Source organism: Methylobacterium sp. UNC378MF (assembly GCF_900103195.1).
GTDB lineage: Bacteria > Pseudomonadota > Alphaproteobacteria > Rhizobiales > Beijerinckiaceae > Methylobacterium.
Genome location: NZ_FMWU01000036.1, coordinates 36667 through 58787 on the forward strand (window position 1 = coordinate 36667; position 22121 = coordinate 58787).

Sequence of the window (22121 nt, forward strand, 5' to 3'; positions counted from 1 at the left end):
GAGCAGGATTGTCGACTGTCGCCGCAAAATACAAACCGACCAATTTTTAGGAGGAAGCCATGGGATTATTTACTTCAGATATCAAAACCCTTGACGACTTATTCGTACACCAGCTGCAAGACATTTACTACGCCGAGCAGCAGATCACGAAGGCCCTGCCGAAGATGATCAGCAAGGCTACAGATTCTCAGCTCAAGCAGGGCTTTGAGACGCATCTGCATGAGACCGAAGAGCAGATCAAACGCCTGGAGCGGGTGTTCGAGATGCACGGCCACAAACCGAAGGCGGTCGATTGTCCGGCCATCGACGGCATCATTAAGGAGGCGAACGAGACCGCCGGCGAGATTGGCGACAAGGAGGTGCTGGACGCCGCACTGCTGGCTTCCGCACAGGCGGTCGAGCACTACGAGATCACCCGTTACGGCACCCTGATCGCCTGGGCGAAGCGGCTCGGCCGGGACGATTGCGCCAGCGTGCTGCAGCAGACGTTGGACGAGGAGAAGGCCACGGACCAGAAGCTCACCGCCATGGCCGAGAGCAAGATCAACCAAAAGGCTGCCTGACAGCTCTGATCGGGGGGCGGCTCATGAAGCCGCCCTGCCGGGCTTGCTCTTCGCCATCCGCAGGCCGGCCTTGCGGCGGCAGATCCGCAGCCCCAGCACGGCCAGCTTTGGCCCCAGACCGGCCAGGGCCTCGCGCAAAGCTTCTTCGTCGTGCCAGCCACCCGCACCCACCAGCACCGCCGGCAGGTGCCTGCCACCGGCAGCCAACGGCTCCAACGTGCGCACCATCCGCTCCGTGCTGCCGATGCCGCCCGTGGGCCCTCGTAACAGCAGCGCACCCGCATCCACGGCAAACAGACGGTCCGCCGGCGCTCGCAACCCGGGCTGTAGCTGCCGGGCCAATGCCGAGGCAGCGGCAGCGTTGCGCGCCTCGGCCACTGTTTTCTCGTGCAATCTGGCGATCGTGCGGGATGAAGGTGGCCGCTTCATCGGAGGCGCATTCGGATCCGGCGGCCGGATTACGGCTGTGACAATCCACGGTGCAGTTTCAATGTTTGCAGTCGCCATCAAGAAATCTCCAATGAACGAATATGTGAACGCCGGAGTTATTTTACGAGCCCAATCAGGGATCAACTGAGGAAACGCCTATGCGCATGAAGATTTACGGTTTCGCGACCACTCTCGCTGTTGCTCTGACCGGCACGGCCTACGCTCAGCAACCGGCCGGCGGCGGCAGCGCGACCGGGAACATGAACAACCCGGGCAGCGTGAAGAGTGAAGGCCAGAAGGCGACCGAAGAGACAACCGGCACAAGCACCCGCTCACCGGCAGCTGGCGCCGCTGCGGTACCGGGCACCGGCACCGCGCGCCCTGGCGTGGGTGCTGGTGGGAGCACTACTGCGCCGGCGCGCTAACATCCGTGGGCGCACCCGCACAACATGATCTGCGGGTTCTCGGCCGGGGGACCGCCTGCAAGGCGGCCCGGCCTACCGCTGGTCGTCATGCTGCGGCTGCTGGCATCAGTTCAGCGCTACAGGGGTCGCCAGGCCGTCATCTGCCAGGAGGTGCCCCAACGCGACCACGACGCCCGGTTCCAGCGCCGCGGTCTCGGCCATCATCTGAGGCATCTGCTTTCGACCCCGAGCCGAAGTTGCTTGAGGGCTGACGAACGGCTGCTTTGAAGAAGCGCCAACGGCGCTCCGAACGACCGGGTTGGGTCGATGAGAGGCCGTCCGCTTTTCCCGCGGACAATCTCCGAAGCTGACAGGCCGCTTACGGCCAGACTACGTCGCGCTGGATTCCAATCGCGTGCAAAACCGGACGTTCGGTTTGGCGCCCATTCCAGTCACTAGACGGCCCTCGTATGCGTCTCTGAAGCGGACATTAGTCAAGCCAACGGCTACGGCGTTCTCAGGTCCGGGCCGCCTTCATCGGCCCACGCAGCCTGACGAGCTGAGATCCGGGCACTGCTTCGGCTACGCATATCGTGCCCGTCAGGGCGTCTGGCGCTTCCCCGGTGAAGGCGGTGCGGAGGCCACGGTGGTGCCGGGCAGCCCTTTGCGGGTGCCAACGCCGACGACTTGCTGCCGTCGCTCCTCACAGGCATCGGCGTGGCGGACCTGCCGGACTTCATTGCGACCGAGTACCTCACTGACGGACGCCTGCTGGCGCTGCTGCCCGGATGGAGCCTGCCGGGCGGGTCGCTGTCCTTCGTCACGCCTAGCGCCCAGGCCCGCCCCGCCAAGGTGGAGGCGCTTGCCGAGTTCTTCGACTTGCGGCTCTCGCCCAGGTGATCCGGCGAGGCGCGCGGATGAACCGACGGCCACTCCGGACGTCCCGTTCGGGTTGGCGGACGTCTCGGGCATGACATGCAGCATGTCTAGGCGCTCGACGGTCTTTCCGTCCTCTCGCGCTGGAAAATGCCCTCGGCTGGCACACGGACGTTGGTCTCGGGCAGCTCATCGAGAAGGTGAACGAAATGGACAAGAGCCGCCGCCTCGGCTTCCTCGACCTGTTCGCACGCCTGCGGGCCGCGCGCCTCATCCCGTAAACCTGCAGCCGCCGAAAGCCTTGTCCCTGCGAAGTAGCCCACATGACCAAGAAACCCGGAACGCCCGACCCCGCCCGTTCGGATATCCTGCAAAGGTCGCTGCATGGACGCGTCGTCGGCTCGACTACGAATCCGCTGATCGTGACGCCCACGTTCGTCTCGCGTACCGACGACACCCCGGAGGACGAACGCCCGCACGATGCCGGCTCTAGCATGAACCGCTCCGGGCAGGAGGTCAGCCATCCGGACCGGCACCCGAGCGCGCTCGACCTTGAGCCCGACCCGAACCGTGCCTTCGAGCATTGGGACGAATACTGGCGCAAGGTCCACGGCCCGAAGTTCGCTCACCGCGAGCCGGGCACCGCCAACGACATGGTGCTGCGCTACGACCAGGTGCACCGGATCGCCTCGGGCCCATCATCCGCGTTCCGGCCTACCGGCGCCCGAGCTGGGATGGGTTCGCCTACATCGCCTACGGCGCCGAGGAGGACATCGAGGCGGTACTCGGCCAGCCACAATACGCCGAGCGCATCATCGCCGACGAGCGTACGGTATTCCGCATGGTCACCCGCGAGGTCGCCCGCGAGTACATCGTCATCCCGAGCGCTCGACACCGCGACCCGGTCAGCCTCGTGAAGATCCACCGGCGCCGGCCAACACTCTCCCGGGAGGCGTTCCAGGAGAGCTGACTGAGGGAGCACGCCGACCTCGTGGCGGGAAAGCCCGCGACGGCGGAGCACGTCCGCCGCTACGCCCAGCTGCACCCGTTCGGCTCGACGCAGGAGGACCCGGAGTGCTCGAAGATCGACGGCATCTGGGTCGTGTCCTTCGCCAGCCTCAGCAACGTCGAGGATTTTCTCGTCACGGCGGACCACGCGGCCATCGAGGCGGCTGAGGCGGAGTTCGCCGATACTGGGGCTTCGGAGTTCTGGACGGCGGTGAACTACGGCGTCGTGAACCGCCTCGTACCAGAGCTTGCGACGGAGCGGTGACACGGTGTCGGCGTCAGTCGCTCCCATGAGGGGCTGACTATGCCTCCAACTCCACGTCGCCCTCGGGCTCGGCTTGGCAAGCGAGGATGTAGCCATCCTCCCTGTCACCATCGCTGAGTGCGTCCTGCACCGCCATGTGAACCTTTCCGGTTCTTAGCTTCACCATGCAGGTACCGCACGTCCCGGAGCGACAGGCGCTGTCAATGCGGACTTTCACATCACCCGCCGCGTCGAGCACCGTCGCCCCCTCCCGGGCGGGGGCCGATTTCCGGGAATCGAGGAACGTCACCTTGCCGACGATCTTCCCGGACCTGCCGCCCTTCTTGGTCGGATCCCGCCGGTCCGTCCCGAAGGCCTCCATCCGTATCTGACCGGCCGGCACGCCCAGGTCGAGCAGGACCGCCTTCACCGCGTCCATCATCGGCGTGGGCCCGCAAATGTGGGCTCGGTGTAGCACGACGTCCGGCACGGCGGCCCTGACGAAGCGGGCGTCAATGCGGCCGGTATGCCCGTCCCAACCCGCCTGCCCTGGCTCGGGCATCGTGACCGAGACCTTCAGCCTGGGGTTCCGCTTCCTCAGCGCCTCGATCTCGTCCCTGAAGATATAGTCACGAGAGCTTCTGAAGCTCAGGAGCAGGTAGATCGTGCCGGGCCAGTCCGTCTCGGTCAGGTAACGCACGCTGCTCATCATCGGCGTGATCCCGACCCCGCCGCCGATCAGCACCACGGTCGGCCATTCCGTGCCCGAGAACACGAAGCTTCCGCTCGGCGCCTCAACCTTGATGCGGTCGCCGGGCCGCATCTCGTCGTGCAGCCAACGGGAGACCGCCCCGTGCTCCTCGCGCTTGACCGTGATCTCGATCCGGTCCCGCCACGTCGGTGAGGAGGCGATGGTGTACGAGCGCCGAATGGGTATGCCCTGCCTCGTGATCTCCAGCGTCAGGTACTGCCCCGCCACGTGGCGGAAGGGGATCTCGCCACCCCTCGGGTCGACGAAGCGGAACGTGCGGACCTCATGGGTCACCTGCTCGACGTCCCGCAGTTCGAGCTCGCCGAACCACCGCACCTTGCCGGTCGCCTCGTCGTTGCGCTCGTAGGGCAGGATCGCCGGTCGAAGGAGCGAGGCCTCCGGTACGATCTCGACGGCCTTGTGCCGGATCTCGGGGGACGGAAAGCACTTGCCGAACGCCAGCAGCAGCCTCGGGTTGCCGGAGACGCGGATCTTCCGCCTCGCCAGGGCCCAGACCAAGCTCTTCTCCTTCGCGAGAAAGCCGAGCCACGTCTTGGCGTCGGCCATCACCCGCAGGTCAGGCTTGTCGACCAATCCCTCGCGGACGGCGATCTTGCCGTCCCGGACCGTGATGGTCGCCTGGCGGCTCTCCGCACCCGTGAAGGTGAAATGGAAGACCGCGTCGAGGTCACGTGCCTGCGCCCTCTGAAACACGATGGGCATGAAGGTCAGAAGGCCGGAGATGGTCCGTGGCGTCATGCCGTTGCCGACGGGCTTGATCGTCTTGTGCTTCCACTTGCGCCTGGCGATCTCCTCGGCGTCAGTGCCGGCCACGACGTAGATTGGTTCGGGGCGGTCCTGGAGGGGCTTCAGGACCTCGCGCCGGTGTGCGCCCTTGTCCCTCAGGTACGAGCCGATGACGTCCTCGCCTGCCGGGCATACGGCGATGCAATAGGCCGACTTGTAGTTCGCCCCGTAGGTCAGGCTCTGCCACATTGAGGCCGTTTCGGGCTCGTTGACCCGCCTGCGGTAGTCGAGCGCGTCCCGGGAGTCGGCGATCTGCTCCACCCAGTCGGTGAAGCCGCCCATGAACTCACGGTAGTTGTGGGTGAAGCAGGCCTGGAAGTCGAACTCGCCTTCGAGCTTGATCGCGCCGACCGGACAGGCCGCGACGCAGAGCTTGCATTCGAGGCACGGGTTGTAGTCGATGGGCGCGTCGGGAACGTCGATGTCCTGGTCGAGCAGGACAGTGCCCAGCAGGATGAAGTTGCCGAACTTCGGGTGGATGACGTTGCGGTGGATGCCCATCCGGCCGAGGCCCGCCGCGACCGCGACTGGTTTGTGGGCCACGATCCAGGTCGCGTGCCCGGGATGATGATTCATCTCCATCGGGAAGCCCATTGCCGGGTTCACCGCGCGGATGCCCCGATCCTGAAGGCGCACGACGAGGTCGGCGCAGATGGCATTGGTGTCGTGCCCGGCTCGGTGGAATTCGAGATTGGCCACTGACCGCGGCGTTCCGCGGATCGGCGCCTGCGCCATCTTGACGACGATGCTGACGAGCGAGCGCGTCCAAGGGTAATGACGCAGGATCTCGTCCCTCTGCGGCTCAAGCTCAGCCCGGTCGATCTCGACGAACCCCATGTCGTCGGCACCGCATTCGAGGGCCAGCTTTCGCAGCTCCTCCGCGCTGAACGGCCTCCTTGCGACCGTCCCGTCCGCCAGTCCAACGGCGCGCATGCGCCTGACAGTGGGATGGTCTTCGAGCTTCATGGAGAATGGAGCCTTGGTTGGGGAAAGCTTCGGCGGTTTCAATGCGTCGGACCGCGCGAACCGGGTCTTCCCGCGCAACAGCAACACAAAATAGATGTTTGTATAAATTTATATCACGCCGGGGCCGATGCGCAAGCGGGGCACCCGCTCCGACGTGTTGGCGCTGGACCACAGCTGGTTTGCCCCGTCGCGCGACCTCTCTCACCGCCCGCGGTAGACCGGCTCCCGTCCCTCGGCCTCGGCCTTCCGGCCTTCGAGGAAATCCTCGGTACGATAGAGGGCGCGGTACTGCTCCCCGAGGTTGGAGAACGCCGTGCCTTCCGACTGTTCGACCGCGACGCGAGCCGATGCTAAGGTGGTCTTGACTCCCAGCGGGCCACAACGGGCGATCCTGGCCGCCATCTCCAGCCCCAGTCCCAGGGCGGCGCGCGGGTCCGGGGCGATCTCCTGCACCAGCCCCATGCGCCGCGCCTGCTCGGCTCCCCAATGGTCGCCGGTCAGCATGTAGCGCATCGCGTTGCCCCACCCGGCCTCGCGCGGAAAACGTATGGTGGAGCCGCCTCCCGGAAAGCGCCCGTGCGTGTTCTCGTCCTGGGCGAAGCGCGTGTCTGCGGACGCGACGCGGATGTCGGCCACGAGGAAAAGTTCGTGGCCCATGTTCCAAGTGTCGCCGTGCACGACCGCGACGAGCGGTTTGCTTAGAAGGCGGCTCCGACCCAACGGATCGATCCCATCGGCATCGGGCGCGCGCGCCTTCCCTGTCCTGAGGACCTCGGCGAAAGCATCGACGTCGATCCCGCGCGAGAAAGAATCGCCATGGCCGAATAGCACCGCTGCGCGAAGTCCGTCGTCGGCATCGTAGTTGGCGTAGGCTCGCGCCAGGGCGCTGAACGCTTCGGGATCGACTCGGTTGTGAACCTGGGGCCTGTTGAGACCGATCAGACAAACCTCTCCGCGCCGTTCGACGGTGACCTTGCGGTCCGCGGGCGGCGGGCTCGGTCCGTCGAACCTCCGTTCCGACGTTTCTGAACTCTCAACGCTCCCGACCTGGGCTAGCAGGCCCGACGTTCCCCCGGCCAGGGAAGACATGAGGACCGCGCGTCGCGACGGTCGGGACATCGGCACTGACATCGGCAACACCTTGCGCTTCGAGAACATCCCATCGCCGAAGGCCCGTGTCGGCTTTCCCGTCCGAGGTCTGGAGCTCGAACCCCCAGAATCCCCGACCCGCGAGCATGAAGGCCATTGACGATAGATGATGGCCATAATAGATTATGGATGTAATTTCAAATCGAAGAGTGGCCGCGGGGGAACTGGTCATGGATGCTAGGTTGATGATCGGATTGGCCGGCTTGGCCCTCTCGGCGTGCTCGCCGGGTCAGACGGCCGTGACCCCGGAGCCGCCCCTAGTGCAGGTTGCCGAGGTCGCGCCCGCCGCGGGGGGCGTCGCCCGCTATACCGGGGTGATCCGGGCTCGCACCGAAAGCAATCTCGGCTTCCGGGTCGGTGGCAAGATCTTCGAGCGCCTTGTGGATCCGGGCGACCACGTCCGCTTCGGACAGCCGCTGATGCGTCTCGACCGGACCGATTTCACCCTGGCCTTCAACGCGGCCCGCTCCTCGGTCGAGGCGGCGCGGGCACAGATGATCAAGGCCAAGGCCGACGAGGAGCGCAGCCGCAAGCTCGTGGGCGACGGATGGACCTCCAAGCAGACCTACGATCAGAACAAGGCCGCGGCTGACGCTGCCATCGCCCAGTTCGCCAACGCCGAGGCGCAGGCCAGCCAGATCGAGAACCAAGCCGGCTATTCCGAGTTGAAGGCCGACGCCGACGGCGTCGTCATGGACGTCCCTGCCTATCCCGGAGAGGTGGTCGCGGCCGGTCAAACCGTGGTGAAGCTGGCGCGTGACGGCGCTCGCGAGGCGGAGATCTTTCTGCCGGAGGCCAGCCGGAACCTGGCCAAGGGCGAGGCCAGCGCCACGCTCTATGCCGAAGGCGAGGCGACCTTCCCGGCCCGCCTGCGCGAACTGTCGGCCATCGCCGATCCGGCCACGCGGACCTACCGGGCACGCTACATCCTTTCGAGCGGTGGCGAGGACGCACCGCTCGGCGCTACCGTGACCCTGCAACTGAAGCCACGCGAGGCGGCCCGCGCCGCGAACGTGGAGGTGCCCCTCGCAGCCCTGTTCGACCAGGGAGGCGGCACATCGGTCTGGCGTTACGATGCCGCCACCGAGACGGTCAGGCCTCAGGCCGTGAAGGTCGCCCGCATGGGCGAGGAGCGCGCCGACGTCGCCTCGGGCCTGAACCCGGGCGACCAGATCGTGGCGCTCGGCGCCCATCTGCTGAAGGACGGCCAGAAGGTCCGGCAGGCGCCTCAGAGCATGACGGGGGTGGTGCGGTGAGCGGCTTCAATCTCTCTGCCCTGGCGGTACGCGAGCGCGCCGTCACGCTGTTCCTCCTGATCGCCCTCGTCGGCGCCGGGTTCTTCGCCTTCGAGAAGCTCGGCCGCGCCGAGGATCCGAGTTTTGCGGTGAAGACCATGGTCGTGTCGGCCGCATGGCCCGGCGCGACCACCGGCGAGATCCAGCGGCAGGTCGCTGATCCGCTGGAGAAGCGGCTCCAGGAACTCGTCTACTACGACCGGGTCGAGACCACTGTCCGGCCAGGCCTCCTCCTGATGAAGGTGTTCTACAAGGACAACATGCCGCCGGCCAAGCTGCCGTCGGAATTCTACCAGACCCGCAAGAAGCTCTCCGACCAAGCCGCCAGCCTGCCGCGCGGCGTGCTCGGGCCGCTCTTCAACGACGAGTTCTCCGACGTCTACTTCGCGCTCTACGCGCTCCAGGCTCAAGGCCTACCACACCGGGCCCTGGTGTTGTGCGCCGAGGACTTGCGCCAGCGCCTGCTGCGCGTGCCCGGCGTCGAGAAGATCAACATCCTCGGCGAGCAGGCGCAGAAGATCTTCGTGGAGATCTCCTACCAGCGCCTCGCGACCCTGGGCATCACCGGCCAGCAGCTCCTGGCGGCGCTCGCCAACCAGAACGACGTGACGCCAGCCGGCTTCGTCGAGGCCGACGGCCCGCGCGTGTACCTGCGCCTGGACGGCGCCATCGACGGCCTCGACGCGATCCGCAACCTGCCGGTTGCGGTTGGCGACCGCAGCCTCAAGCTCGGCGACATCGCCGAGGTGAAGCGCGGCTACGAGGACCCGAAGACCTTCGGGATCCGCAATGACGGCGAACCCTCCCTGATTCTCGGACTCGTGATGAAGCCGGGCTACAACGGCCTCACCCTCGGCGAGGCGCTGAACGCCGAAGAGGTGGCGATCCATCACGAGACGCCGGTCGGCATCACCTTCACCAAGATCACCGACCAGGCGAAGGTCATCGACGACGCCATCCACGAGTTCATGGTGAAGTTCTTCACCGCGCTGGGCGTGGTGATCTTCGTCAGCCTCGTCGCGCTGGGCTTCCGGGTCGGCATCGTGGTGGCGCTGGCCGTGCCGCTGACCCTCTCGGCCGTGTTCGTGGTGATGATGGTCACCGGCCGCGACTTCGACCGCATCACGCTCGGTGCCCTGATCATCTCGCTGGGCCTCCTCGTCGACGACGCGATCATCGCCATCGAGATGATGGTGGTGCGGATGGAGGAGGGCTACGACCGAGTCGAGGCCGCGACCTATGCGTGGAGTTCGACGGCCGCGCCGATGCTGACCGGCACGATCGTCACCATCGCGGGCTTCCTGCCCGTCGGCTTCGCGGCTTCCACGGCGGGCGAGTATGCCGGCAACATCTTCTGGGTGGTGGCCTTCTCGCTGATCATCTCGTGGATCGTGGCGGTGACCTTCACGCCGTACCTCGGTGTCAAGCTTCTGCCGAACATCAAGAAGGTGGAAGGCGGCCACGGGGCGATCTACGCCACGAAGAACTACGAGCGCCTGCGCCGGATCGTGCGGGCTTCTGTCGACCACAAGTGGATGGCGGCCGGCATCACCGTGGCGCTGTTCGCGGCGGCCGTCGTCGGCATGGGCAAGGTCGAGAAGCAGTTCTTCCCGAACTCAGAGCGCCCTGAACTCATCGTCGAGGTGACGCTGCCCACCGGCTCGGCCTTCTCGACCACCGAAGCGACCGTCAAGCGGATCGAGACGGCCCTGCGCGACCTCCCCGAGTCCAAGGAGATTACGAGCTACATCGGCCAGGGCATGCCCCGCTTCGTGCTGTCCTTCGATCCCGAACTACCGGACCCCGCCTTCGCGCAGATCGTCGTGCAGACCGCCGACTCCCACGCCCGCGACGCCCTTCGGATCAAGGTCCGCAAGCTCGTCGATGATGGGCGCTTCCCCGAGGCGCGGGTGCGCGTGCTGCAGATCGTGTTCGGGCCGCCGGTGCGCTTCCCCGTCGCTTTCCGGGTGGTCGGGCCCGACCTCGACGTCATTCGCGGCATCGCCGCCGAGGTGCGCGACGTCATGATGGCCAACCCCAACATGCGGATGGTCCACCTCGACTGGGGCAACAAGACCCCCACCTTGCACCTCGCCTTCGACCAGGAGCGCCTACGCCTGATCGGGCTGACGCCGAAGGAGGCCGGGCAGCAATTGCAGAGCTACCTCAACGGCACGCCCGCGACCCAGGTGCGCGAGAACCTACGTTCCGTCGATGTCGTCCTCCGCAGCCCCGGCCCGGAGCGCCGGTCGCTGAGTGACATCGGTGACCTGACGCTCACCACCAAGGACGGACGGCAGGTGCCGCTCTCCCAGGTCGCGCATCTGGAGAGCCGCAACGAGGACGCGGTGCTCAAGCGCTACAACCGCGAGACCTATATCCGCGTGCAGGGCGACGTGCTCGACGGCCTCCAGCCGCCGGACATCCACGCCCAGGTCTTCCCCCAGCTGGAACCCATCAAGGCGAAGCTGCCGCCGGGCTACCGGATCGACACGGCCGGTTCGGTCGAGGAGAGCGCCAAGGCGATGACGGCCCTCGTTGCGGTGTTCCCGATCATGCTGATCGTGACGCTGACGGTCATCATGCTGCAGGTCAGGTCGTTCTCCACCATGTTCATGGTGTTCGCGACCGCGCCGCTGGGGCTCGTCGGTGCCGTCCCGACGCTGCTCGCCTTCCACCAGCCATTCGGCTTCAACGCGATCCTCGGGTTGATCGCCTTGTCGGGCATCCTGATGCGCAACACGCTGATCCTGGTGGATGAGATCCACCACGACCAGGCGGCGGGCCTGAAGGATTACGACGCCATCGTCGAATCGACGGTGCGGCGGGCCCGCCCGGTGATCCTGACGGCGGCGGCGGCCATGCTGGCCTTCATCCCGCTCACCCACTCGGTGTTCTGGGGAGCGCTGGCCTACGTGCTCATCGGCGGCGTAGGCGTCGGCACCTTGCTGACGCTGCTGTTCCTGCCCGCCCTCTATGCCCTGTGGTTCCGGGTCGGTCGTGAGCCGAAGAAGGCCGTTGTCGGATCCGGCGCCGATCCAGCGGCCCACCCGGCCCAATCCTGAGGTCGGACCGCGCAAGCGGCCCCTCGGATACCCGGGTTCACGAGATCGCACGCCCGACGACGGGCGAGCGGTGCAACGACCGGCCTGTGCTCCAGCCCCCTCGCGCAGGCCGGTCGTTCGTTCTCGCGGGATGTCCCCGCCCCAGCGACTGAAAGAGCGGCGCTTCACTCGAACACCGAAGGACAGGCTATGCCGAGAGTTTCGCGGGAACAGGCCAAAGCCAACCGACAGCGTGTGGTCGAGGTCGCGTCGACCTTGTTCCGGGAGCGCGGCCTGCACGGCATCGGCGTCGCCGACATCATGGCCGCGGCCGACCTCACACACGGCGGCTTCTACGGCCAGTTTGCCAACAAGGATGCCCTGGCCGCCGAAGCGTTCGATGTGGCGCTGGCGGAGGAATACCGGGGAACCACCGACACCGTGGTCGCGAACTACCTCTCGCTCGACCACGTTCACGAGCCCGGAAAGGGATGCCCACTGGCAGCCCTGGCCAACGACGTCTCGCGGGAAGTCTCGGGCAGCCTGGTCCGGGAAAGGTTCACGACTGGCGTGGAGCACCTCGCATCCATCGTCGCCGATCCGACGCCAGGGGCATCCGAGGAGCTACGCCGGGACCGTTCCCTGGCGGTCGTGTCGACGCTCGTCGGGGCCGTCGTCCTTGCCCGTGCCGTCGACGACGAGAACCTGGCGAAGGATCTGGTTCGTTCGGCGCAGGCCCTGATCACGTCCTGACCCCTACGGGCAACTTCAGGCCGTCTTTCCGCATCCCCTTCACTCAGGATCATTCCGATGCGCGAACCCATTGTTGTCACCGGAATGGGCGTCGTCTCTCCCCTCGGCTGCAGCGTCGAAGGGATGTGGAGACGCCTTATCGCAGCGGAGTCGGGTCTGAGGCGGCTTCCTGACGACATCGTCCCGGACATCGACGCCAAGGTTGGAGGTATTGTCCCTTCGAGGGACGAGGATGCGGACGGGTTCGATCCAGGTGCGCTCATTTCGGCCAAGGACCGCCGGAAGATGGATCGCTTCATCGAGTTCGCCCTGGTCGCCGCCGATCAGGCTCTGCGCCAGTCGGGCTGGATGCCTTCCAACGAGGCGGAGCGAACTCGGACTGCGACCGTCGTGGCTTCCGGCATCGGCGGCTTCCAGAGCATCACCGACGCTGTGGAGACCGTGGGAACCCGTGGCGCGAACCGGCTCTCCCCATTCACCGTGCCGGCCTTTCTGGTCAACCTCGCCGCCGGGCACGTTTCGATCCGCTATGGCTTCAAGGGGCCGCTCGGCGCGCCCGTCACCGCCTGCGCGGCGAGCGTCCAGGCCATCGGTGATGCCATGCGCCTCATCCGCAGCGGCGAGGCGGACGTCGTCGTCTGCGGCGGTGCCGAGGCCTGCGTCAACCGCGTCGCTCTCGGTGGCTTCGCAGCGGCGCGAAGCCTCTCGACCGGCTTCAACGATACGCCTTCGGCCGCCTCACGTCCGTTCGACCGAAGCCGCGATGGCTTCGTCATGGGCGAGGGGGCGGGCATTCTCGTGCTGGAGACGCTTGCGCATGCAAACGCCCGCGGCGCCATTCCGCTGGCCGACCTCGTGGGCTACGGCACCAGCGCCGATGCCTACCACCTGACCGCTGGCCCCCCGGACGGTAGCGGAGCTCGTCGAGCCGTCACCGCCGCACTGGCCATGGCGGAACTCGACCCAACCGCCATCGGGTACGTGAACGCGCACGCGACCGCGACCCCCGTTGGGGATGCGGGCGAACTGGCTGCGTTGAGGGCGGTCTTCGGCGAGGCGGGCCCGGCGATCTCGTCGACGAAATCGGCGACCGGACACCTCCTCGGAGCCGCCGGAGCCTTAGAGGCCATCATCACCGTGATGGCACTTCGAAATGGCGTCCTACCCCCGACCCTGAACCTCACCGATCCTGACGAGGCTGCGGCCGACTTGAACCTGATCGGTCCGACGTCGCGTCGTAGCTCCGTGGAGTATGCCCTCTCCAACGGCTTCGGCTTCGGCGGGGTCAACGCCAGCATCGTGCTCAAGCGGCTGCCCGCGAGCGATAGCCGCAATTCGGCGGCTGCTGTTTGACTATCCCCGTTTGACTCTCGTCGTGAGGAATTCCCTTGCGTGCTAAAATAGATTATATATATAATCTATAATCTCTATCGTCCGGCTGAGTACAGACCCGATACGCGACGTGCGTCAATGATTTCGACCTCTGGCCTGCACAAAGCCCATCGACTAGATCGCGGCAGATAATAAATCGAAGAACGTAGCCGCTCCTATGCCAGCAATAGTCGCTCAACATAAAGACTTTAAAGAGGTAAGCGTGTCCTCAAACTCTGATAGAAAAATCGGCCCCGTGCAAAAATGGGCCTTGATTACTGGCGCTTCGAGCGGGCTCGGACTCGAATTTTCTGACATCTTGGCCAGTCAAAAGGTAAATCTCGTCCTCGCTGCGCGGCGGCAGGAACCAATGGAAAGGCTCGCAAGCGATCTCCGGCGCAAACATGGCATTGAGGTCCTGATCGAGCCGATAGACTTGGCTGCGCCTGGGGCGGCCGCCCAATTGAAAAGCCGACTGGATGATAGGTCGCTGCGGATCGACATCTTGGTGAACAACGCCGGGTATGGACTACATGGTAACTTTTTAGATACCCAGCTTGATCACACGGTCGACATGATACAGCTCAACATTACGGCAGTGACCGAGTTGAGCTATATCTTCGGGAAGGACATGGCGGCTCGACGTTCCGGGGAAATTCTTCTCGTGGCGAGTTTGCTGGCATTTCAGCCCGTCCCGACCTACGCCGCTTACGCAGCGACCAAGTCCTACGTTCTAGCCTTGGGAGAGGCACTGCACGACGAGCTACGTCCGCATGGCGTGGTTGTCACCACCCTCTGTCCTGGACATACCGAAACCGGGTTCGATGCTGCGGCCGGCGCTCTCGTATCGCCGATGCTGCGCCTCCTGACGATGAAGCCTCGACCTGTCGCCGAGAGTGGTCTCCGTGCGCTATCGCGAAGGAAAGCCTCCGTGATTTCTGGATTTAAAAATAACGTCGTGGCTTTTTCGAACCGTCTGACGCCACGCTCGATACAGCGAGCCACTATGAAGAAAGTTATTAATCCCTAATACATCGGACGAATTGATTGTATCCATCCGAGCGGAGTAGTTTTACATGAGTCGTTCGGGTACTGGTGCGATGCCCCACTTCGTTTTAAAGCGCGGGCATCGAGGACGATACCGCTTCACGTTCATGAGTGGCGACGTGACTATTTCCGGGGAAGTCCATACGGATCAAGAAATAGTGGACAGGGCAGAATCAGATCTGTTGGTCCGCCGAAAGATCCTTGAAATTGCTGGCGTCTTCGCCCTTTGGATGGAGAAGAACGTCGCCGGCGAACACGACGACGCGCGAACTTTTCTCAAACGCACGACTGGGATGCTTTGAGCATCATCGGGCGCACGCCCGGCGCCAGAACTGTATCAGTGCTCAAAACGTAGGCATCCAAGCCGATCATGTGGCTTTTATATCGGGTCAAGTAAGTGACACGAATTAAGATGATGGCTCTGGCATCAATTTGCCTATATATCTTCGATTAGCTTTGATCGAAGGTAGCTTCCGTCTCGAATCTCGCCGCACCAAGCAGCAGACGCAATGCCCGACAGAAGCAGTTCTGCTGCGGCCGATGATGCCGTGCGTCGGTTCTAGTGGGAAGGAATGCATAGATGTCGAAAAGATGGCTCGCCGCGGCCGCGGCGATGATGTCCGTCGGTCTGGCCACGACCGGCGCATCCGCACAGACCACGACCGTTCCGGGCGAGCAGGTCGGCCTCGCCGCCGGTGCCCCGCTGCCGGAAGGCATCTACGCGATCAACACCTTCACCTTCCGGCGGACGGACCAACGGTTCTCGCCCGACACGTCGGTCAACGTACCGCTTCTCGTCTGGTCGACGCCCTGGAAGGTGTTCGATGCACGGGCAGAGTTCCTACTGGCTGCCCCGACCGTCTTCGCTTTCACACGCAATCCTGCGGGCCAGGGCAACAAGGACATCTCGATCAACGTCGGTACCTTCATCGCCGGCGTCCTCGCCTGGGATCTAGGCAGCAACTTCGGCGTCAGCCTCCTCGGCGGCGTGTACCTGAACGACCTCAACGGCGACCGCGGATCGCTTTACACGGGCGGCTTCGCCCCGAACGCAGCCTCACCTTACGGCGTCAGTCCGGTCGGCACGCCGGTCCTGCCCCAACTCTCCTCCAACACCTATCGCTTCGGCGTCGCCGGCAGCTACACGGGCGACGGCTGGGACATCACGGCCAACCTGACCGCCAACATCTACGACTCGCCCGGCCGCTTCCCTGGCCAGGTGGGCGCCGCCATCGGGCCGCTCCGCCTTTCTGACGCCCTGAACTTCGACCTCACTGCGACGAAGAAGTTCGGCAAGTTCGAGATCGGTCCGGTCGCCTACGGTACCTACAACTTCGATATCAGCCAGTTCAGCGCGGCTGCCGGCAATCGCGGCAGGTTCGCGATCGGTGGCCTGATCGGCTACGACTTCGGGCCATTCATCGCTCAGGTCTACGTCGCGCGTGACGTGGTCACCGGTGCAACCTACACCAATGCGCTGGGTCGGACCCGCGACAACTATTCGACGGACGGCTGGTTCAGGATCATCGCGCCGCTTTACACGGCCGCAGCTGCCGCACCCGTTCCGGCACCCCTTGTCCGGAAATACTGAGGTCGGAACGCCGATAAAATCCCGTGCGCCCGCCCACCCGCACCGGACGGGCGCACGGGGCCGATATCTCGAACCTATCACACCGAAGACGAGAGCCATGTCCAGTCGTGCCGCAAATAGGCTCGAAAACTCTGCCCGTGCCTGCATCATGATCGACCGGTTTCGGGCGGACGGTATTACGGATCCGGGGAGGCTTGCCGCCGCCTTGAACGCTTCGGGCCTGAGGACGAACCGCGGCGAGCCATGGTCGCTCGTAGAGATCCTTCGCTTCCAGGCGAGGCCACGCCCGGTGAAACACATCGAAGCGGTGCTGCGACTGATGAGGTACCGTCTGATCTGATCCCCCGCGTCACAGTCCTATCGCGCGAGACCTCCCCGGTCGCCGCTTTCGCGCTGGGCTTACAGCGGGTCGGAGGGCTTCTTCGAGGTGAATCGAGCACTCATCCTCGGCGTAGCTTTTCATATATGATGTCGTGCATATATATTGGGGCATTCTGCGTCGAGGTGGCGGGACATGCCCAGGGTTTCCCAGGAACAGGCGAGGCTTAATCGGGAGCGCGTGGTCGAGGTCGCGTCCTCCCTGTTCCGTCAGCGCGGACTGAACGGGATCGGCGTCGTGGACATCATGGCGGCCGCCGGCCTGACCCATGGTGGCTTCTACGGCCAGTTCGCCAGTAAGGACGCCCTTGCAGCCGAGGCTTTCGATGCGGCGATCCGCGACGAGTACGAGGCTGATCTCGACGCCTTCATCGAGAATTATCTGTCCATCGACCACGTGCGCATGCCGGGCATAGGCTGCCCTGTCGCTGCCTTGGCGAACGATATCGCGCGTGAGCCTCCCGGCAGTGCCTTGCGTTCGCGGTTCACCCACGCGGTGAAGGGGCTCGCCGGTCTCATCGCCGACCGTCTGCCCAAGACCTCCAAGGAACGACGTCGACAGAGGTCGATAGTCGCCCTTTCGACCATGGTTGGCGCAGTGGTGCTGGCGCGCGGTGTAGACGACGAGGCGTTGGCCGACGAGCTTTTGAAGGCCGCCCGCAGCGCCGTTGCCGGCTGAGACGTTCCGGCCGCGCGCCGATCGAGCAAAACCATCCGACCGCGGCAGGATAGTCATTGACGGCCTCCGTCTGCCAGAATAGATTATGAACTTAATATTTAAGGACCTATTCCGACTCGGGCTCGTCGCTCGAAGGACGGTCGACGCACGAGGAGCGTATGATGGGAATTTCACGGCGCCTGTCGCGCCGCGGAAAGTGTTTCCACCGCGCGGTGGCGCTGTGGCTTGCTATCGGCACCATCGGCTTCCCCGCTCTTGCGTCCGAAGGGTCGACGAGCGTGCGGCTCCCGGACAGCAGCCGTTTCCCAGAAAGCGTGACGTCCGACGCGAACGGAACGCTGTTCGTGAGCAGCATCGCGAATGGTGGGGTGCTCAAGGTCGCCGCGAACGGCGCCGTCACGTCGCAGTTCCTGAAGCCGGGCGACCACGGCACCCGTTCCACCTTCGGTTTGCTGGCAGATCCCAAGCGTGGGGTGATCTGGGTCGCCTCGAACGACGCCACGGCCCTGGGACTTAAGGGGCCAACGGATACGGAAGGGGCGTGGATCAAGGCCTTCGATATCGCAACGGGCTCTATGAAGACGAGTGTCAGGTTGCCTGGCGCCAAGGCGCTCGCGAACGACATGGCCCTCGACGGCGACGGCTCGCTCTACGTCACCAACACCTTCGCCCCCCAAGTCCTAAGGCTCAAACCCGGCGCCACGGAGTTCGAGGTGTTCGTGGATAACCCGGCGCTCGCCAAGGGGCTGGACGGCATCGCCATCGGCGGTGACGGCAACCTCTACGTCAACACCTTCATGGGTGGCGAGCTGTTCCGCGTCGCCATGAACCAGGGCGTCGCCGGTGAGGTCACGCAACTTGAGACGACGCGGCCGCTGAAATTCCCGGACGGGCTGCGCAGCTTCAAGGAGGGGTTCCTAATGGTCGAGGGCAGCGGTGCCCTGAGCCGCGTCACTGTCTCCGGAAACACGGCCAGAATCGAGCCCATCCGCCAGTTCGCTGGCCCCACCGGCGTGACGGTCGCCGGGGATAGGATCTGGGTCTCTGAAGGCCAACTCGGGCTCATGTCCAAGCCGGCCGAAGCCGGACGGGACGGCCCAACCTTCCACCTGCGCTCCGTCGACCTCGAATAACGCGTCGCCCGCGGACGGCGGACAAGGGGGCCTCATGGACATCAGGACGCGCCGACTTCTCACGGCCCCTCTCGTGCCGACGCTGGCCCGGATGGCCGTGCCTAACATCCTCGTGATGGTGGTCCAGACGTCCATCGGCCTGATCGAGACCTACTTCGTATCCGAGCTCGGCACCGACGCCCTCGCCGGGATGGCACTTGTCTTTCCGGTGGTTATGCTCGTCCAAATGCTCTCCGCCGGTGGCATGGGCGGCGGCATCCAGTCGGCGATCTCGCGCACGCTGGGCGCCGGTCGACGGGACGCGGCGGGTCTTCTCGCATGGCACGCGGCTGCCATCGGCCTCGGCCTCGGAATGGTGACCAGCCTGCTCGCCTTGCCCCTGGGACCGAGCCTCTACGCCGTGATGGGCGGCACGGGCCCCTCGCTCCAGGCCGCGACGGCGTATGCGACCGTCGTGTTCGGCGCGGCCATCCTGATCTGGCTCTTCAACGCGCTGGCGGCGGTGATCCGCGGGACCGGCAACATGGCGCTCCCGGCCGGCGTAACCTGCGCCGGGGCCGTAGTGCTGATCCCGCTCTCGCCCGCGCTCATTTTCGGCTGGGGGCCCTTCCCCCGTCTCGGTGTTGTGGGCGGTGGCGTCGCGTTCGCAGCGTACTACGCCGTCGGCACCGCGGTCTTCAGCGCCTACATCTGGTCCGGCCGTGGCGTCCTGCGGCCGAGCCGGCATCCGCCGAGGCTCACCTGGGCGCCGTCCCGCGAGATCCTGCGCGTCGGCCTGCTTTCCGGCATCGCCAGCATGACCTCGAACGTCACCGTCATCGCCGCGACCGGCTTCGTCGGGACGGCGGGACCGGCGGCGGTGGCCGGATACGGCACCGGCGCGAGGCTGGAATACCTGCTGGTTCCACTCGTGTTCGGGCTTGGCTCGCCCATCGCCGCCCTCGTCGGGACCGCCCTCGGAGCCGGGATGCATGCACGCGCCCGTCAGGCCACGCTGACCGGCGCCCTCGTGGCGGGTCTCCTGACGGAAGCCATCGGCCTCACAGCCGCCCTCCATCCCGCCGCGTGGCTCCGCCTGTTCGGCGACGATCCGGCGATGCTCGCCACCGGCTCGACCTACCTGCGCGTCGTCGGACCATTCTACGGATTCTTCGGGGCCGGCCTCGCCCTCTACTTCGCGGCCCAGGGGGCCGGCCGTGTCGGCTGGCCGCTCGCCGCGAGCATCCTTCGGATGGCCGTGGCCCTGGGGGGAGCCTGGATCGCGGCAAGGCTCGGGCTCGGCTTGGCCGGGATGTTCGTCGCCCTCTCGGCCGGCTTCGTCGCCATGGGCCTCGTCAATGCCGTCGCCTTCGCGACCGGCCGGATGTTCCTGGCGGGACCCACGCCGAGCACATCACCCGTTCCGCAGGGCCTCACGGCGGCCCCTGGTTCGGGGCGCTGAGACGAGGCCTGCGACGCGGACGAAGCCGAAGGAGGCTGACGCCTCCGAGGCGAACTGCGTCCGAACCCCTGTCCGAGGAATGCACGGAGCAAAAGGATGACGGGCACGATCTTGGTGACCGGCGGCGGCGGCGCAGTCGGCTCTGCCGTCTGCGAGTTCTTGGCGGAACGTGGATGCAAAGTCAGGGCGATGGTTCGCCAGAAAGATGCCAGATCGGAGAAGCTCGCGGCCAGGGGCGTCGAGATCGCGGCCGGCGACCTGTGCGACCTGCATGCCGCGCATCGCGCGATGGAAGGCTGCGACCGCGTCTACTTCGGGATGAGCGTGTCGCCCGCCTATCTTGAGGCGACGGTGAACATGGCTGCCGTCGCCAAGCATCACCAGATCAAGGCATTCGTGAACATCTCACAGATGACCGTGTCGCAGATGGGGATCACATCGACGACCGATAGCCCGCAGCAGAAGATGCACTGGCTTGCGGAACAGGCCCTGGGCTGGTCGGGATTGCCGGTCGTGACCGTCCGTCCGACCGCGTTCCTCAATACGTTCTTCCTTCGCCTGTCGATGCAATCGGTCCGTCAGCATCGCCAGATCCGTCTCCCGTTCGGGACTGGCAAGATCTCGCCGGTCGCGAGCGACGACGTCGCGCGGGTCATAGCGACGGTGCTGGAGGCGCCCGAGGGGCATGTCGGCAGGATCTATGAGCTGACCGGCCCACGCTCGCAGTCCATGACGGAGATCGCCGAGGAATTCTCCGAGGCCCTGGACGAGACGATCACCTACGTGGACGTGCCGTTCGAGCCGTGGCGGAAGGCGTTGGCGGACAGCGGTGCACTGAGCCCGCACGTGCTTACCCATCTGGCGACGATGGCGCTCCTCATCCAGGAGAACCGCTACGACCGGCTGACATCGGATGTGGAGAGGGTCACCGGCTCTCCGGCTCTTGACCTGACCGGCTGGTTTTGGACCGGGCTGATTGAGAGAGTCAGCTGGGACCGAAGGAGTCGGACATGCGGCGAGGTCAGAAGACGAGCGCGGAGCAGGTGGTGCTGAAGCTGCGCCAGATCGAGGTGCAGACAGCCCAGGGCAAGAGTTTGGCCCTGGCGTGCAAGGAGGCGGAGATCTCCGAGCAGAGCTATTACCGCTGGCGCAAGGAGTACGGCGGCCTTCAAGTCGATCAGGCTAGAAAGATGAAGGATTTGGAGCGGGAGAACGCTCGGTTGCGGCGGCTGGTAGCTGACCTCTCTTTGGAGAAGCAGGTGCTGGCGGACGTCGCTTCGGGAAACTTGTAGCCCCCGAGCGACGCCGGCAGGCGGTGGACGGGATCCGGGAGAAGTACGGTCTCTCGGAACGTCACGCCTGCCGGATCGTCGGTCAGCACCGCGGCACGCAACGCTACGTGCCGACCTTGTTGGCGGACGAGGATGAGCTGACCCGGGCCATCATCGCCCTGGCGTCCGAGTACGGGCGCTATGGCTATCGCCGCGTCACCGCGCTGCTGCAGGCGGCAGGGTGGCAGGTGGGCAAGGACCGGGTTCAGCGCATCTGGCGTCGCGAGGGGCTGAAGGTCCCGCAGAAGCACCGGCCGCGCAGCCGGCTTTGGCTGAACGACGGCTCGTGCGTGCGGCTGCGCCCGCTCCACCGCAACCACGTCTGGAGCTTCGACTTCGTGCAGGCCCAGACGCACGACGGCCGAACCTTGCGCATCCTGACGCTGATCGACGAGCACAGCCGGGCGTGCCTCGCGCTGAAGGTGGGGCGGCGGATCAACAGCCTCGGTGTGATCGAGGCACTGGCCGACGCCATGTGCCTGCACGGTATCCCCGAGCACATCCGCTGCGACAATGGCCCTGAGATGATCTCGAAGGCGCTGCGCAAATGGGTCGCCAAAGCTGGCTCGCAGATCCAGTACATCGCACCGGGATCGCCGTGGGAGAACGGGTACTGTGAGAGCTTCAACGGCAAGCTGCGCGACGAGTGCCTACGCCAAGAGATCTTCTACTCGCTGAAGGAGGCGCAGATCGTGATTGGTCTATGGCAATCCACCTACAACCGCGTCCGACCGCACTCGTCGCTTGGCTATCGGCCACCTGCGCCTGTCAGCTTCCCAGATCTGGCCTTCCGGCTACCCATGGCCGCTACCATGCAGTAGCCTCCCACTCGGCTCGGTCCAAAATACCGGTCAGGTCACT

Annotated in this window: 20 protein-coding genes and 1 pseudogene; 17 read left to right on the forward strand and 4 right to left on the reverse strand. The window is 65.3% G+C overall.

The annotated features are described in order from the left end of the window. Positions 1 to 59 precede the first annotated feature (59 nt). A complete protein-coding gene (locus BLT59_RS26940; RefSeq protein ID WP_091788243.1) occupies positions 60 to 563 on the forward strand; it encodes a YciE/YciF ferroxidase family protein in 504 nt (167 codons plus the stop codon). 21 nt (positions 564 to 584) lie between these two features. Here the strand turns inward: BLT59_RS26940 and BLT59_RS26945 are convergent, their stop codons facing one another. Beyond that, the gene (locus BLT59_RS26945) at positions 585 to 1073 is read right to left on the reverse strand and encodes a hypothetical protein (protein ID WP_139174120.1); all 489 of its coding nucleotides are present in this window, start codon (positions 1071 to 1073) and stop codon (positions 585 to 587) included. Positions 1074 to 1150: 77 nt separating this feature from the next. Between BLT59_RS26945 and BLT59_RS30840 the strand changes: the two genes are divergently transcribed. Together BLT59_RS30840 and BLT59_RS31630 are read left to right on the forward strand one after the other, a co-directional pair. After that, positions 1151 to 1417, forward strand: coding sequence for a hypothetical protein (locus BLT59_RS30840; RefSeq protein WP_139174121.1), 267 nt, complete (start codon positions 1151 to 1153; stop codon positions 1415 to 1417). A 657-nt stretch (positions 1418 to 2074) separates the two neighbouring features. Continuing rightward, positions 2075 to 2296, forward strand: a pseudogene (locus tag BLT59_RS31630) (LysR substrate-binding domain-containing protein); the annotation flags it as partial. Positions 2297 to 2382: 86 nt separating this feature from the next. On the opposite strand, the gene BLT59_RS31525 reads toward BLT59_RS31630, so the two are convergent. Then, entirely contained in the window at positions 2383 to 2952 is a 570-nt protein-coding gene (locus BLT59_RS31525; protein ID WP_175544148.1) for a hypothetical protein, read from the reverse strand. A gap of 161 nt (positions 2953 to 3113) precedes the next feature. Here BLT59_RS31525 and BLT59_RS32210 point away from each other — a divergent pair, with 161 nt between their 5' ends. Next, a complete protein-coding gene (locus BLT59_RS32210; RefSeq protein ID WP_280141086.1) occupies positions 3114 to 3242 on the forward strand; it encodes a hypothetical protein in 129 nt (42 codons plus the stop codon). A 21-nt stretch (positions 3243 to 3263) separates the two neighbouring features. Continuing rightward, positions 3264 to 3545: a hypothetical protein gene (locus BLT59_RS26955; RefSeq protein WP_091788250.1), complete on the forward strand. Its 282-nt coding sequence runs from the start codon at positions 3264 to 3266 to the stop codon at positions 3543 to 3545. A gap of 37 nt (positions 3546 to 3582) precedes the next feature. Here the strand turns inward: BLT59_RS26955 and BLT59_RS26960 are convergent, their stop codons facing one another. Further along, positions 3583 to 6048 carry a 2Fe-2S iron-sulfur cluster-binding protein gene (locus BLT59_RS26960; protein ID WP_091788252.1) on the reverse strand — a complete coding sequence of 822 codons (2466 nt, stop codon included), beginning with the start codon at positions 6046 to 6048 and terminating at the stop codon, positions 3583 to 3585. Between the two features lie 201 nt (positions 6049 to 6249). Beyond that, positions 6250 to 7206, reverse strand: coding sequence for a crotonase/enoyl-CoA hydratase family protein (locus tag BLT59_RS26965; RefSeq protein WP_244514165.1), 957 nt, complete (start codon positions 7204 to 7206; stop codon positions 6250 to 6252). 161 nt (positions 7207 to 7367) lie between these two features. Between BLT59_RS26965 and BLT59_RS26970 the strand changes: the two genes are divergently transcribed. The 12 genes from BLT59_RS26970 to BLT59_RS27030 all read left to right on the forward strand — a co-directional run bounded on the left by BLT59_RS26970 (position 7368) and on the right by BLT59_RS27030 (position 22081). Then, positions 7368 to 8453: an efflux RND transporter periplasmic adaptor subunit gene (locus BLT59_RS26970; RefSeq protein WP_091788254.1), complete on the forward strand. Its 1086-nt coding sequence runs from the start codon at positions 7368 to 7370 to the stop codon at positions 8451 to 8453. After that, positions 8450 to 11557 (forward strand): efflux RND transporter permease subunit, encoded by a 3108-nt coding sequence (locus BLT59_RS26975; protein WP_091788257.1) that lies wholly within the window; start codon positions 8450 to 8452, stop codon positions 11555 to 11557. The genes BLT59_RS26970 and BLT59_RS26975 overlap by 4 nt, the downstream gene beginning before the upstream one ends. Positions 11558 to 11746: 189 nt before the next feature. Further along, entirely contained in the window at positions 11747 to 12289 is a 543-nt protein-coding gene (locus tag BLT59_RS26980) for a TetR/AcrR family transcriptional regulator (protein WP_091788260.1), read from the forward strand. A gap of 57 nt (positions 12290 to 12346) precedes the next feature. Next, positions 12347 to 13642 carry a beta-ketoacyl-ACP synthase II gene (gene fabF, locus BLT59_RS26985; RefSeq protein ID WP_091788263.1) on the forward strand — a complete coding sequence of 432 codons (1296 nt, stop codon included), beginning with the start codon at positions 12347 to 12349 and terminating at the stop codon, positions 13640 to 13642. A 241-nt stretch (positions 13643 to 13883) separates the two neighbouring features. Further along, a complete protein-coding gene (locus BLT59_RS26990) occupies positions 13884 to 14690 on the forward strand; it encodes an SDR family NAD(P)-dependent oxidoreductase (RefSeq protein WP_244514166.1) in 807 nt (268 codons plus the stop codon). A gap of 46 nt (positions 14691 to 14736) precedes the next feature. After that, positions 14737 to 15009, forward strand: coding sequence for a hypothetical protein (locus BLT59_RS26995; protein WP_139174122.1), 273 nt, complete (start codon positions 14737 to 14739; stop codon positions 15007 to 15009). Between the two features lie 278 nt (positions 15010 to 15287). Continuing rightward, a complete protein-coding gene (locus BLT59_RS27000) occupies positions 15288 to 16298 on the forward strand; it encodes a transporter family protein (protein WP_091788271.1) in 1011 nt (336 codons plus the stop codon). Between the two features lie 514 nt (positions 16299 to 16812). Continuing rightward, positions 16813 to 17355, forward strand: a complete 543-nt coding sequence (locus tag BLT59_RS27010) for a TetR/AcrR family transcriptional regulator (protein WP_091788276.1) — start codon at positions 16813 to 16815, stop codon at positions 17353 to 17355. Between the two features lie 158 nt (positions 17356 to 17513). After that, positions 17514 to 18488 (forward strand): Vgb family protein, encoded by a 975-nt coding sequence (locus BLT59_RS32005; protein WP_244514167.1) that lies wholly within the window; start codon positions 17514 to 17516, stop codon positions 18486 to 18488. A gap of 34 nt (positions 18489 to 18522) precedes the next feature. Then, on the forward strand, positions 18523 to 19929 hold the full coding sequence (locus BLT59_RS27020; RefSeq protein WP_091788278.1) for an MATE family efflux transporter: 1407 nt from the start codon (positions 18523 to 18525) through the stop codon (positions 19927 to 19929). Positions 19930 to 20025: 96 nt separating this feature from the next. Beyond that, positions 20026 to 20982, forward strand: a complete 957-nt coding sequence (locus BLT59_RS27025; RefSeq protein ID WP_091788281.1) for an NmrA family NAD(P)-binding protein — start codon at positions 20026 to 20028, stop codon at positions 20980 to 20982. Beyond that, positions 20940 to 22081 (forward strand): IS3 family transposase gene (locus tag BLT59_RS27030; protein WP_091788284.1). Its coding sequence is split into 2 segments (ribosomal slippage): positions 20940 to 21207 and positions 21207 to 22081, totalling 1143 coding nucleotides; the frame shifts between segments, so codons are not numbered across the junction. Before BLT59_RS27025 ends, BLT59_RS27030 begins: the two co-directional genes overlap by 43 nt. Positions 22082 to 22121 lie beyond the last annotated feature (40 nt).

Bases quoted from the DNA above. Each gene is read 5' to 3' on its own strand.
- BLT59_RS27000 (WP_091788271.1), top strand. From the start codon at position 15,288: ATGTCGAAAAGATGGCTCGCCGCGGCCGCGGCGATGATGTCCGTCGGT.
- BLT59_RS26970 (WP_091788254.1), top strand. From the start codon at position 7,368: ATGGATGCTAGGTTGATGATCGGATTGGCCGGCTTGGCCCTCTCGGCG.
- BLT59_RS26960 (WP_091788252.1), bottom strand. From the start codon at position 6,048: ATGAAGCTCGAAGACCATCCCACTGTCAGGCGCATGCGCGCCGTTGGA.
- BLT59_RS26965 (WP_244514165.1), bottom strand. From the start codon at position 7,206: ATGTTCTCGAAGCGCAAGGTGTTGCCGATGTCAGTGCCGATGTCCCGA.
- BLT59_RS26940 (WP_091788243.1), top strand. From the start codon at position 60: ATGGGATTATTTACTTCAGATATCAAAACCCTTGACGACTTATTCGTA.
- BLT59_RS32210 (WP_280141086.1), top strand. From the start codon at position 3,114: ATGGTCACCCGCGAGGTCGCCCGCGAGTACATCGTCATCCCGAGCGCT.
- BLT59_RS27010 (WP_091788276.1), top strand. From the start codon at position 16,813: ATGCCCAGGGTTTCCCAGGAACAGGCGAGGCTTAATCGGGAGCGCGTG.
- BLT59_RS30840 (WP_139174121.1), top strand. From the start codon at position 1,151: ATGCGCATGAAGATTTACGGTTTCGCGACCACTCTCGCTGTTGCTCTG.
- BLT59_RS27020 (WP_091788278.1), top strand. From the start codon at position 18,523: ATGGACATCAGGACGCGCCGACTTCTCACGGCCCCTCTCGTGCCGACG.
- BLT59_RS27025 (WP_091788281.1), top strand. From the start codon at position 20,026: ATGACGGGCACGATCTTGGTGACCGGCGGCGGCGGCGCAGTCGGCTCT.
- BLT59_RS26980 (WP_091788260.1), top strand. From the start codon at position 11,747: ATGCCGAGAGTTTCGCGGGAACAGGCCAAAGCCAACCGACAGCGTGTG.
- fabF (WP_091788263.1), top strand. From the start codon at position 12,347: ATGCGCGAACCCATTGTTGTCACCGGAATGGGCGTCGTCTCTCCCCTC.
- BLT59_RS32005 (WP_244514167.1), top strand. From the start codon at position 17,514: ATGATGGGAATTTCACGGCGCCTGTCGCGCCGCGGAAAGTGTTTCCAC.
- BLT59_RS26995 (WP_139174122.1), top strand. From the start codon at position 14,737: ATGAGTCGTTCGGGTACTGGTGCGATGCCCCACTTCGTTTTAAAGCGC.